Annotated in this window: 8 protein-coding genes; all 8 read left to right on the top strand. The window is 45.1% G+C overall.

Annotation, left to right across the window (positions count from 1 at the left end):
• Window positions 1–2 precede the first annotated feature (2 nt).
• The 8 genes from CEF13_RS19320 (at window position 3) to CEF13_RS19285 (ending at window position 12,871) form a co-directional block, all read left to right on the top strand.
• On the top strand, window positions 3–2,831 hold the full coding sequence (locus CEF13_RS19320) for a glycoside hydrolase family 3 protein (protein WP_102713092.1): 2,829 nt from the start codon (window positions 3–5) through the stop codon (window positions 2,829–2,831).
• Between the two features lie 167 nt (window positions 2,832–2,998).
• Window positions 2,999–3,346 (top strand): hypothetical protein, encoded by a 348-nt coding sequence (locus CEF13_RS19315; protein ID WP_102713090.1) that lies wholly within the window; start codon window positions 2,999–3,001, stop codon window positions 3,344–3,346.
• A 148-nt stretch (window positions 3,347–3,494) separates the two neighbouring features.
• The gene (locus CEF13_RS19310; RefSeq protein WP_243864290.1) at window positions 3,495–5,297 is read left to right on the top strand and encodes a cache domain-containing sensor histidine kinase; all 1,803 of its coding nucleotides are present in this window, start codon (window positions 3,495–3,497) and stop codon (window positions 5,295–5,297) included.
• Window positions 5,290–6,834: a response regulator transcription factor gene (locus CEF13_RS19305; protein ID WP_102713088.1), complete on the top strand. Its 1,545-nt coding sequence runs from the start codon at window positions 5,290–5,292 to the stop codon at window positions 6,832–6,834. The genes CEF13_RS19310 and CEF13_RS19305 overlap by 8 nt, the downstream gene beginning before the upstream one ends.
• A 255-nt stretch (window positions 6,835–7,089) precedes the next feature.
• Entirely contained in the window at window positions 7,090–8,049 is a 960-nt protein-coding gene (locus CEF13_RS19300; RefSeq protein WP_102713086.1) for an ABC transporter permease, read from the top strand.
• 12 nt (window positions 8,050–8,061) lie between these two features.
• Window positions 8,062–8,955 carry a carbohydrate ABC transporter permease gene (locus CEF13_RS19295; protein WP_102713084.1) on the top strand — a complete coding sequence of 298 codons (894 nt, stop codon included), beginning with the start codon at window positions 8,062–8,064 and terminating at the stop codon, window positions 8,953–8,955.
• Between the two features lie 71 nt (window positions 8,956–9,026).
• The gene (locus CEF13_RS19290) at window positions 9,027–10,739 is read left to right on the top strand and encodes an ABC transporter substrate-binding protein (protein WP_102713082.1); all 1,713 of its coding nucleotides are present in this window, start codon (window positions 9,027–9,029) and stop codon (window positions 10,737–10,739) included.
• A 107-nt stretch (window positions 10,740–10,846) separates the two neighbouring features.
• Complete coding sequence (locus CEF13_RS19285; RefSeq protein WP_102716450.1) at window positions 10,847–12,871, top strand: beta-galactosidase; 2,025 nt, start codon at window positions 10,847–10,849, stop codon at window positions 12,869–12,871.
• Window positions 12,872–12,896 lie beyond the last annotated feature (25 nt).

Below are 12,896 nucleotides of genomic sequence, written 5' to 3'. Positions count from 1 at the left end.
TTATGACGAACAAAACAGGCTATCCTTTTGAAAATATTGAATTGCCAATTGAGGAACGAGTAACCGATCTTGTTTCCCGATTCACGCTTAACGAGAAAATTGAATCAATGGTGCAATATCAGCCAGAAATTGAACGGCTTGGCGTTAAGCCGTACAAGCATGGAACGGAAGCGGCGCACGGCATGGCTTGGCTCGGCGAAGCAACGACCTTCCCGCAGCCAATCGGTCTTGGCTGTACGTGGAATCCGGTACTTCTGAAGGAGGTCGGCTCAGTAATTGGCGATGAGGCCCGCGTATACTTTCAGCGCAATCCTGCCATTAATGGCTTGACCCTCTGGGCACCGACCGTCGATATGGAGCGCGATCCGCGCTGGGGCCGAACTGAGGAAGCATATGGCGAAGACCCGAGGCTGACTGGCGAGCTTACCGCTTCGCTCGTGCAAGGGATGCAGGGCGACCATCCGCTTTATTTCAAAGCGGTGGCTACGCTTAAGCATTTCATCGGCAACAATAATGAAATTAACCGCGGCAGCTGCTCAGCGAGCATTGACCCGAGGAACATGAAGGAATATTACCAAGCTGCGTTCAAGCCTGCCTTCGTTAAGGGTGGTGCACACTCTATGATGACCTCGTACAACTCCGTCAACGGTACGCCGACTATATTGCATGAAGATGTCAATAAAGTGGTGAAGGAGGAATGGGGCATGAACGGCTTTATCGTCAGCGATGCAGGCGATTTGCTTGGCCTCGTGAATGATCATAAATACTATGATTCCTATAAAGACGCAGTAGCGCATTCGATTAAAGCAGGAATAGACAGCATTACGGATGATGCGGAGAAATCCTGCGCAGCCATCCGTGAAGCGCTGGCGGAAGGACTGCTTACGGACCAGGATTTGGATAAAGCGTTAATCAATACGTTCCGAGTGCGTTTCCGCTTAGGTGAATTTGATCCAGCGGATCAAAACCCGTATGCGAATATGCCGGAGTCCAAGCTGTGCGCGCCTGAGCATGGCGAGCTGTCACGGCAAGCAGCGCGCGAATCGATCGTTCTGCTTAAGAATGAGAATGAGGCATTGCCATTAAACAAAGAGAAGCAGAGCAGCGTGGCGGTAATTGGACCGCTTGCGGATGTGGTCTACCGTGATTGGTACTCGGGCTCGCTTCCTTATAAGGTAACCCCGCTGGATGGCATTAAAAGCAAGCTTGCCGGTAAAACCGTAACGTTCAGCAGCGGCAACGACCGAGTGGTGCTGAGATCCGCTGCTAGCGGCAAAGCACTGAAAGCAGCTTCGAATAACGAGAATCGGCTGCAGGCTGCTGAAGCGGGTGCTGCCGAAGAAGCATTCGAAGTGACCGATTGGGGCTGGGGCAGCTATACGCTGGAGAGCAAAACTTCCGGTAAGCTGCTTACGAGTGCAGATGATACCCATATTGCTGCGGCTGCAAACGAAGCGTTCGGCTGGTTCGTTAAGGAAGTGTTCCATTTAGAGGAACAAGCGAATGAACAATTTGTGATTCGGACGTGGAATGGAAAGCTGGTAACGGCGCCAAACGGCGGAGCCGACTCGCTTCAAATCGCGGCTGAAGAAACGATAGGAGCAAATGAGCTGTTCTCCAAAGACGTGGTGACGGACGGCCTGGCCGAAGCGGTAGCGGCAGCCAAGGCAGCAGAGACGGCCATCGTTATAGTCGGGAACAATCCGCTTATTAACGGGAAGGAAGAAATCGACCGCCCGGGTCTGGATTTGGCAGCTTCGCAGAATGAACTGATCCGCGCTGTGCATGAGACTAACCCGAATACGGTTGTAGTTGTCATAGGCAGCTATCCTTTTGCATTGAACGCTGTAAACGAGCATGTTCCAGCGATCATCTACCTGTCGCATGCCGGACAAGAGCTTGGCAACGCGATAGCAGATGTGCTGTTCGGTGATTACTCGCCGGCGGGACGCCTGAATATGACATGGTACCAATCCGAGGAGCAGCTGACGGATCTAATGGACTATGACATTAGAAAAGGCAAAAGAACATACCAATACTTCGACGGCAAGCCCTTGTATCCATTCGGACACGGACTCAGCTATGGCTCCTTCCGCTACAGCAGCTTAGAAATAACGAATAATGAGGACCGATTAGACGGGGAAGTGAAGGTAGAGCTAGAGGTAACGAATGAATCAGCCATTGAAGCAGACGAGGTCGTCCAATTGTATGTACACATTGCAGGCTCCCGCGTACAGCGTCCGCTGAAGAAGTTGGTTGGATTCACGCGCATCACATTGCAGCCGGGCGAGACGAAGGCTGTACAGCTGCTTGTTCCGGCAGAAGAGCTGGCGCTATGGGATGTAACACGCGACCGTTTCTGCTTGGAGGCAGCCGAGTATACGTTCATGGCAGGCGGATCGTCTGCAGATGTTCAATTATCCAAGACGATTGCGATTGCAGGAGAAACGATTCCGGCACGCAACTTATCGCTGCAAACACGAGCAGACAATTATGATGATTACGCTAATGTTTATTTAGATGAGAGTAAAGAAGGCGGCACATGTGTACGTTTATCACAGCCGGAAGGCTGGATAAAGTTCGTAGATATCGATTGGACAAAAGGAGCTGCAATCATGGAAGCGCGCGTAAGCGGCGGCGAGCAAGGCGGCGAACTATCTATTCGAATCGGCAGCGAAGTAAGTGAGGCTATCGCATCCTGCGCAGTTGCTGCGAGCGGCGAGCAAGAGTGGCAGGACGTTCGGATTGAGCTGCCAGCAGGATGCGCGTCTGGTGACTTGATTATTGCTTTGACTGGAAGCACGAAGCTCAGCTTCTTCCGCATATCATAATAATAGTAGCAAGGAGCTGTCTTCAAGGTCGCTGTTTAGGCCTTATGCAGCTCCTTTTTCTACTGCTTCAGTCATATAAAGGATTTAGCAAAAGGTTGCAATTTCATATATGTCGCTTTATCCTAAAGTTTAATGATAGATTTGAGGATAGGAGTTGCTTTCATATCATGAATGATATTCAGATAGATTTATACAGAGATTGGATTGATACCGTAAAGGAAATATTCCGTGGCTCAGGACAGCCGCTGGCTGACAATATAAGCGATGCCGAGGCTGCGCTTGCTTATTTTATGGAAACAGCTGTGTCAGAGGAAGAGGCGATACAGCAGAGGGACGCGAATGAAAAACGGCTGTATACGTTGCAGAATGTCATATTGGACAACTTTGAAACTGTAATAATATCAGACATTAGAAATAGAACCGGCTATTCCGGCAATAAATTTATATTCAAATGGGTTTATAATAAAGGCGAGCATATTATCGAGCAGCATTCGGCCTACCGCATCCCGTTGTAGTAGGCTTTTTTCTTTTTATCTCATTTCCATATGATAAAATATCGAATAAATGATGTATGCAATATTAGGTGCCGCCTTTATACTATAGGTTGCTTCTAGATGCTGTATATAAAAGTAAACGCTTTCCTTGAAGGAGGAGGCAGCCTGTATGAGGCTAATCATGAGAGAGCTGGCGCATAAATTGAACAATATACGAATTAAAAACAAGCTTATTTTTTCCTTTCTACTCGTTGTATTCGTTCCGGTGCTTATCGTTGGCATATTTCTTACAGTTGCTTTGCGACAAAATGTGCTCGATCAAGCGACTCAGCAAATTACGAATAACGTGGAGCGAATTAAGAAGCAAACCTCAGATATTATTAGGATGCCAATCGAAATATCGGATAAGCTGCTCGTCGACTCTCGGCTGATGAACGTTGTAAATACACAATATAAATCTACTTTTTCTGTAGTCGAGGCTTTCTGGGACTATCGAGATTTCCGTAATTATGTTCAGCTTTATAACGAGATTTATAATATCCGGTTTTATACAACAAATACGACTATTCTGGACAATTGGGAATTCATAAAGGTGACTGATCCCATTACTGAAAGCTCTTGGTACAAAGCGGCGCTGGAGAAGGATGGCATACATTGGGCTTATATTAATGATGAAACGAAAAATAATAGAAATTACTTGAGCCTCATTCGTAAAATCTCATTCCCTACCTATCGGTCAAGTGGAGTGCTTGTTATTGGCATTGATCAGAATCAATTGGATGCTATGATCAGCCGAGAGCCGTTCGATACGATGATTATTGATAATAGCGGGATTATCATTGCTGCCAAAAATCCACAATGGGTCGGCAAAAATATATCGGACTTGGATTTCGCTAGCCAACTGACGAACAAGGCTGAGGGAACCTATGAATTTAAATATGAAGGCAAGCCTTCCAAAATCGTGGTTGAAAACTTATTGCCTCAATCCAGTGTAAACGGATTAAAAATTATTTCAGTGTTTACGATTGAAAGCATTGTCAGTGGTGCGAATCGGATCAGTCTTCTTGGATTTAGTATTATTATGATCAGCCTGCTTATTGCGGTCATTTTAATTTATATTTTCTCGGCGATGATTTCCAAGCGTATGCTCGTGCTGAATAAAGATTTGAACAAAGTGGCGATGGGCGATTTAAATGTTGTATCTCATGTGACTGGAAATGATGAGATTGGTGTATTGTCTAGGCAATTTAATAACATGGTCGTAAATATACGAGGCTTGATGGATGAGGTTGCGGAATCCCATAAGCAGAAGGCTCAGCTCGAGCTTCGGCAAAAGGAAATTAAGCTCAAAATGATGGCAAGTCAAATCAATCCTCACTTTCTGTTCAATGCGCTTGAGTCGATCCGAATGAAGGCTCATATGAAGGGTGAAACGGAAATTTCAGCGATCGTGCGCATGCTGGGCAAAATGATTCGTCGCAATCTGGAGGTAGGCACTAGAAAAATTGCACTGAAGGATGAGCTTGAAATGGTGCGCTGTTATTTAGAAATTCAAACCTTCAGATACGGTAATGAGCGACTGACCTTTCATCTAGATACCGACCCCTCTGGTCGGGATATCGAAATACCGCCGCTTATTATTCAGCCGCTTGTCGAGAATGCGGTCGTTCACGGACTGGATCACATTGCAGAGGGAGGCTTCGTTTCGCTGCATACCAAATTGAATGGAAATATGCTTCGAGTAGAAATTGCGGATAATGGTGTTGGCATCAGCGAAGACAAAATAAATCAAATTAACGATTCTTTGCACGATATGGAGGAAGACGGGGATTATAGAATCGGCTTGCGGAACGTTCATCAACGTCTAGTTATGATATATGGCGACAGCTGCGGATTGACGATTAACAGCACACCCGGCTCAGGCACGCGAATAAGGTTTGAAATTCCAGTGGGGGGTCATCTTAATGCATAAGGTGTTAATTGTAGACGATGAACCGATGATTCGAGAAGGGCTAAAAACATTAATTGATTGGAACAAAAATGGATTCACCGTCGTCGGTGTCGCATCGAATGGACGCGAGGCAGTCGAGAAGCAAACGGAGCTTAGTCCCGATCTTATTCTTATTGATATTCGAATGCCGTTTATGGATGGGCTGCAAGCTATTGAAGAAATAAGGAAAACCAACTCTACTTGTCATTTTTTGATTTTGAGCGGCTATGCTGATTTCAACTATGCTAAGAAGGCGATCACCCATAACGTAGATGGCTATATTCTGAAGCCGATTGATGAGGATGAGCTGGAGAGCTATGTTGAACGTATTAGTGCTGAGCTGAGGAAGAAATCTGAAACGCAGGTAAACTCGAAGCAAACCGCTGTGCTTCTGCGGGATGAGCTGCTGCAGCAGCTGAGTGCTGGCAAGCTGGAACAAGAAACAGCCAGCAGCGCTGAGCTGCTTTCACTTCTGGGACCATCGGCCAAATGCTATCAGCTTCTTCTCATTGAAATTTACAGCAGAGAGCATTCACTAACGATGAATGCAACGGCTAAGAAAAAGCTTGTAGACATAATTGAAGAGAAGCGGTTCGGGTGGGTATTCTCAGCGGAGCCATTCATAGGCGTATTGCTTAAAGATTATGTGCTGCAGAATGGTTCCCGCGAGCAAATGAGAGGCTGGATTGAGGAATGCTGCGGGACGAGAGTGCGATTCACAGCAGCAGCTAGCGAACCAGTTCGTGAATTATCCGAGCTGCAAGCATGGGCTGATCCCGTACACAATCTACTGAAGCAGCGCTTTATGCTGCAGGGGCAGCACATTCATTTGGCATCGTTGTATAATAGCACTGCAACTGCAAAGCCAGCTCAAGAAGACGAGCTCTCTATCGAGAATCTTGCTCAGAGGCTTTATTATATGCTGGACATAGGCAGCCGAGAGGGTATTGATAAGGCAACTCTGGAAGCTTCAGAGCGGATTTGCGAGCATGATTCCTCAGAGCAATTCGTGAAATCAAGCTGGGCGCAATTGCTTACCAGCATACTCAATAAAGCAGCCACTGCTAATCCGAATGTTTCCGTACAAGATGATTTATTAATGATAACGGCATTATATCTAGCGCATCATTATAATGAAATGTTGGAACAGGTGCAGCAGCGACTATTTGCTCTGACAGAGAAGATCAACAGAAGGGACAGCACATCTGTTCTTAAGCAGATGACCGATTTCATAGAGCGCCACTATAGTGAGAATATCAAGCTTGAAACGCTAGCGGAGCTGTTTAACTATAACAGCAGCTATCTTGGCAAAATGTTCAAAAACCACACGGGCGAGCATTTCAACACCTATTTGGACCAGGTTCGTATCCAGCATGCCATCGAGCTGCTTCAGGAAGGGTTTAAGGTACATCAGGTTTCGGAACGTGTCGGCTATGCAAATGTCGATTATTTCCATAGCAAATTCAAGAAGTATAAAGGTGTCTCCCCTTCCTCGTTTAAGAGCGGATCAAGCAAATAAACCGTATCGTACTGTATAAAAAAGACGTATATGCCTCCTTTTAGTTAGAAAAAGAGTGGGGGCCATACTCGTCTTTTTTCTTTTTTTTGCCAATAATAGCCGTTATGAAAGCGCTTGAAAGTGCTTATTTTGATATGATTTTAGGTCTAATTTATCGGGTGCAAGGGAGTCTCCTCCATCGTTTATGATAAGTACAGATAAGAAAGAGTAAGCGTCACGGACAAAGAGACAGCTTATATAGTAGGAGGAGCAGCGATGAAACCGCTAACAGAAGGAATCCCAAAAGCAAGCGTGAGTAAGAAAGAAAATCGGTTTTGGTCCAAAGCATTCCAGCAGCGATACTTGTACATGATGTCACTTCCATTTGTTATATGGATTTTCATTTTCAGCTATGTGCCGGTATGGGGCTGGTTAACTGCCTTTCAAAATTACAAGCCTAAAAATTCGATATTAAATCAGAAATGGGTCGGATTTGATAACTTTATTGAGCTTTTCCAAGATGAGAGATTTTATCTCGTTTTGCGCAATACATTAGCGATGAGTACGATGGGATTAGTTGTAGGATTTACGATTCCTGTCATTTTCGCCCTATTGCTGAATGAATTGAGAGGACAGTTCTTCAAACGCTCGGTACAAACGATTTCATATTTACCACACTTTGTATCTTGGGTTGTTGTAGCTGGTCTCGTAACGAAAATGCTCTCCACAGATGGCGGAGCCGTTAACCAATTGTTAATCTATCTACACATTATAGATACACCTATTCAGTTTATGGCTAAGGGAGAATTGTTCTGGGGAATCTTAACGCTATCCGACCTGTGGAAAGAAATGGGCTGGAATTCGATTATATTCCTAGCGGCCATGGCGGGGATCGATCCTGAGCTTTATGAAGCATCGACGGTAGACGGCGCAGGCAGATTCCGCAAAATGTGGCATATTACGCTTCCAGGCATTCGGACAACCTTTATGGTGCTTTTCATTCTATCAATTGGGCATTTAGTCAGTATTGGATTCGAAAAGCAGTTCCTTCTTGGAAATCCTCTAGTAACTGATTTCTCTGAGGTACTCGATCTGTATGCGCTCAAGTACGGTATTCAAATGAGCCGATATTCGTATGGTACGGCAATCGGTATTTTCAACTCCGTAGTCAGCATTCTATTAGTACTTATTGCTAATGGAATATACAAGCGAGTCACCAAAGAATCGATCATATAGGAGGAACGACATATGCAAGGATATACGCAAAGAAGTGTAAGCGACAAATTATTTGACACCTTTGTCTATGTATTTATGGTCATCGTGGCGATTGTAACGCTGTACCCGTTCCTTAACGTACTGGCGATTTCGTTCAATGATTCAATTGATACCGTAAGAGGTGGTTTGACGATCTATCCGCGTGAATTTACGTTGAAGAACTATGAAACCATATTCGGCTTCGACGGGCTGCTCGTCGGATTCAGAAACTCTGTTATTCGGACAGTTGTTGGTACACTGATTGGAGTAATATCAGCATCCATGATGGCGTACACGTTAAGCCGTCCTGACTTTCAAGCGAGAAGGTGGATGTCCTTCGTATTCGCGCTTACGATGTATTTCACAGGCGGTCTTATTCCAGGCTTCTTGTTAATGAAAAATCTAGGTTTGATCGGTACGTTTTCTGTATACATCATTCCTGCTATTCTGAGTGTTTGGAATGTGTTCATCGTCCGCTCTTATATCGACGGACTCCCATATGCGCTTCAAGAATCTGCAAAGATTGACGGCGCGAATGATTGGACGATTTTCTGGAAAATTATTCTTCCACTATGTCAGCCTGTACTGGCAACGATTGCCTTGTTTATTGCGGTCGGACACTGGAATGCATGGCTTGACACTTACTTGTTCAATAATCGGAATCCTGGGAATACGACGCTGCAGTATGAATTGATGAAAATACTTCTTTCCACACAAACGGGCAGTAATTATCGTGACCCGAATGCGCAGCAAGCGATAGCAGCAGTTTCTCCGGAATCGATCAAGATGGCGATTACAATCGTTGTAACGGTACCGATCCTTCTCGTATATCCGTTTCTTCAGAAGTATTTCGTCAAAGGCATGACGCTTGGTGCGGTAAAAAGTTAAATTTGGTAATAGCAGAAATTCTGTTATATACATGTAAACATGCACAAGAAAAAAAGGGAGGCTTTACAGAGATGAAGAGAAGAATGCAGATGGTTCTTAGCCTGATGTTGGCACTCGTATTCGTATTCGTCACAGCTTGCGGCAAAACGAATAATGAAGGCAGCACGAACACTGGTACAACAAACGGTACACCTAATGTAACATCTGATGTAACAGAAAAAGCGGATCCAATAACCATTCGCTTGGCTTCTGGCGATAGCAATCCAAGCTGGGATGATATGAAATCCGACCTTGGCAAATATTTACTAGAAAAAACAGGAATTACAATTAAACAAGAGTTTCCTGTTGGCGGAACCGATTCTGACATGTTCGCCCTTATGGTAGCGAGCGACGATTATCCGGACCTTGTTATGCCTAAAGGCAATGCAGGCAAATTGGTAGATGCAGGTGCGTTGCTTGACCTTCGTCCTTTGATCGAAAAGTATGGTCCAAACTTGAAAAAGGTATACGGTGAATATTTCAACCGTCTTCGCTGGAGTGAGGATGATGATGCGATCTATACACTTCCTCAAGGCGGCGTAGGTCAAATATACTTCGAATCAGGCGGCGGCTTCCAGCTGCAGCACAAAGTGCTTGAATCAGCTGGCTACCCGCAAATCAAAACAGTTCAAGATTATGAAGCAGCAATTAAAGCATACGTAGAGAAAAACCCAAAAACAGCAGATGGCCAGCCAACAATTGGAATGTCGCTTAACGGCGGTGAATGGCAAATTCTGATTTCCGTAACAAATCCAGCGTTCTATGCAACCGGCGCTCCTGATGATGGCGAATTTTATGTTAATCAAGATACGCTTGAAGCTATTATGCACTACCAACGCCCTGAAGAAAGAGAGTATTTCCGTTGGTTGAACCATATGAACGATATCGGGCTTCTTGATAAAGAGAGTTTCGTACAAAAATATGATCAATACAAAGCAAAAATCGCATCAGGCCGCGTCCTTGGTCTGATTGACCAAAACTGGGATTACGGCGAGGCTGAAAATGCTTTGAAAGCTGAAGGCAAATTCGACTCAACTTATGCTCGTTTCCCTGTAACATTGAATGACACGTTCCAAGATCACTCTTTCCAAGGCACTGGCTATATTGCAGGCTACGGACTTGGTATTACGAAAGATGCTAAAGATCCTGTTCGCTTAATCAAATTCCTTGATTACCTTGCTTCCGATGAAGGTCAAGTACTCGTTAACTGGGGTATTGAAGGCAAACATTATAATGTAGAAGATGGCAAACGTGTCATTCCGGCAGATGTTCAAGCTATGAAATCCAATGATAATAACACGTTCAAGAAAACAACAGGTATCGGAAACTATTTAATTTCTGCTCGCTATGGTGACGGTGTGTTGGATCCAACTGGAAACTACTACACAACTACATTCCCAGAGCAAATTCAAACTTCTTATTCCGATGCAGACAAGAAGACGCTTGCAGCTTACGGTGCAACAACATACAAAGATTTGTGGCCTGCAGATGATGCGTTCCCAGAGCGTAAATACGGTGCAGCTTGGACTCTTCCATTCGAAACCGGTTCCCAAGCAAACGTTATTTTCCAAAAAACGCAAGATATTATGAAAAAACGCATTCCGGAAGCTATTCTTGCAAAACCAGCTGATTTCGATAAAATTTACGATACATTCCTAAAAGAACTTGATGGTGCTGGCGTCGATAAATTAAATGCTGAATTTACTAAAATGGTAAAAGACCGCGTAGCCCTTTGGTCGAAATAAGTTTATAGTAGAAATAGCAATTAGGGAAAAGAGCTCATTATATGGGCTCTTTTCCCGCATTATTTAATGGTTTGCTTAACGTTTATGAAAGGATGGAGAATGGCATTATGATAAATAATAAGCTTCCAAAAATATGGTATGGCGGAGATTATAATCCCGAGCAGTGGAATGATGAGACTATGGAAGAGGATATCCGTATGTTTCAGCTCGCAGATATTGATGTTGCGACAGTCAATGTATTTTCCTGGGCAAGCATTCAACCAAATGAAGATACATACAACTTTGAGAAGCTTGATCAAATGATCAATCGGCTTCATCAGGATCGTATTTCCGTTTGTCTGGCAACGAGTACTGGCGCTCATCCCGCATGGATGGCAAAGCGGTACCCGGACGTTACTCGCGTCGATTACGAGGGACGCAAACGGAAATTCGGCGGACGCCATAATTCCTGTCCGAACAGCCCGACCTATCGTAAATATGCCAAGCTTATCGCAGGCAAAATAGCAGAGCGCTATAAGGATCATCCAGCTCTGGTAGCTTGGCATATTTCGAATGAATATGGAGGCTACTGCTATTGCGATAATTGCGCAGACGCTTTCCGCTCATGGCTGCAGCAGCGCTATGGCACGATAGAAGGGTTAAATAAAGCGTGGTACACAAGCTTCTGGGGACACACATTTTATGATTGGGACGAAATCGTAACTCCTAATGCGCTTAGTGAGGAGTGGGGCGGCAACCGAACAAACTTCCAGAGCATTTCGCTTGACTACCGGAGATTCCAATCCGACAGTCTGCTGGAGTGCTACTTGATTGAATATGACGAGATTCGCAAGCATTCTGCCAATATTCAAATTACAACAAACTTAATGGGAACTTATCCGGAGCTTGATTATTTCAAATGGGCTAAGCATCTGGATGTTGTTTCATGGGACAACTATCCTTCCATCGACACGCCAGTCAGCTATACCGCGATGACTCATGCATTAATGCGCGGCCTGAAGAGCGGTCAGCCCTTCATGCTGATGGAGCAGACGCCAAGCCAGCAAAACTGGCAAGCCTATAATGCATTGAAGCGCCCCGGCGTCATGCGGCTATGGAGCTATCAAGCGGTGGCACATGGCGCAGATACGGTTATGTTCTTCCAGCTGCGACGTTCCATTGGTGCATGCGAGAAATATCATGGAGCTGTCATTGAGCACGTCGGACATGAGCATACTCGCGTATTCCGGGAATGTGCCGAGCTGGGACATGAGCTTACTGCGCTATCGGACAAGCTTATCGATTCTCGGATTGATGCGAAGGCAGCTATTGTATTTGATTGGGAAAACCGCTGGGCAGTTGAGCTCTCAAGCGGCCCAAGCATCGCACTCAAATATGTGGATGAGGTTCACAAATATTATGACGCGTTGTTCGAATTGAACATTCAAACCGATATGATCAGTGTAGAAGAAAGTTTGGAGCAGTATGATCTTGTCATAGCGCCAGTTATGTATATGATCAAACCGGGCTTTGCCGAGAAAGTAGAGGCTTTCGTACAACGCGGAGGCACGTTCATCACCACTTTCTTCAGCGGCATTGTCAACGAAACAGATATTGTTACGACAGGCGGCTATCCCGGCAAGCTGCGCAAGGTTCTAGGCATTTGGGCGGAAGAAATAGACGCGCTGCTGCCAGGCCAGCAAAACCAAATCGTGATGAACAACGTGTATGGCGCATTGAGCGGGACGTACACTTGCAATCTGCTTTGCGACCTCATTCATTCTGAGGGAGCTGAGGTCGTTGCTGAATACGGCTCAGACTTCTATAAAGGCATGCCTGTCGTTACGGTCAACAAGTTCGGCAAAGGCGAAGCATGGTATATTGCCTCAAGTCCTGACGAGCATTTCTTGAAAGGGCTGCTGACGAATATATGCCAGGACAAGGGAATTGAGTCATTGCTTGATACGCCGACTGGCGTTGAGGTAACACGCAGAAACAAAGATGGCAAATCGTTTACCTTTATATTGAATCATAATTCAGAAGCAGCTGAGCTTCAGCTTGGCGCTGAGCCATGTACGGATTTATTGACTGGCGAGCTTGTTAGCGGTACTTATAGGTTGGCTGCTAAAGGCGTATTAATTATTGAGAAATAGAGTTGTGAAAAAAAGGATTGTCCTT

The sequence above is a fragment of the Paenibacillus castaneae genome (assembly GCF_002884445.1).
Classification (GTDB): domain Bacteria; phylum Bacillota; class Bacilli; order Paenibacillales; family Paenibacillaceae; genus Pristimantibacillus; species Pristimantibacillus castaneae.
This window is presented reverse-complemented; position numbering and strand designations above follow the sequence as displayed.

What these genes read in the sequence shown, in the direction of transcription:
- CEF13_RS19320 (WP_102713092.1), top strand. Translation starts at nt 3, where the DNA reads ATGACGAACAAAACAGGCTATCCTTTTGAAAATATTGAATTGCCAATT.
- CEF13_RS19315 (WP_102713090.1), top strand. Translation starts at nt 2,999, where the DNA reads ATGAATGATATTCAGATAGATTTATACAGAGATTGGATTGATACCGTA.
- CEF13_RS19310 (WP_243864290.1), top strand. Translation starts at nt 3,495, where the DNA reads ATGAGGCTAATCATGAGAGAGCTGGCGCATAAATTGAACAATATACGA.
- CEF13_RS19305 (WP_102713088.1), top strand. Translation starts at nt 5,290, where the DNA reads ATGCATAAGGTGTTAATTGTAGACGATGAACCGATGATTCGAGAAGGG.
- CEF13_RS19300 (WP_102713086.1), top strand. Translation starts at nt 7,090, where the DNA reads ATGAAACCGCTAACAGAAGGAATCCCAAAAGCAAGCGTGAGTAAGAAA.
- CEF13_RS19295 (WP_102713084.1), top strand. Translation starts at nt 8,062, where the DNA reads ATGCAAGGATATACGCAAAGAAGTGTAAGCGACAAATTATTTGACACC.
- CEF13_RS19290 (WP_102713082.1), top strand. Translation starts at nt 9,027, where the DNA reads ATGAAGAGAAGAATGCAGATGGTTCTTAGCCTGATGTTGGCACTCGTA.
- CEF13_RS19285 (WP_102716450.1), top strand. Translation starts at nt 10,847, where the DNA reads ATGATAAATAATAAGCTTCCAAAAATATGGTATGGCGGAGATTATAAT.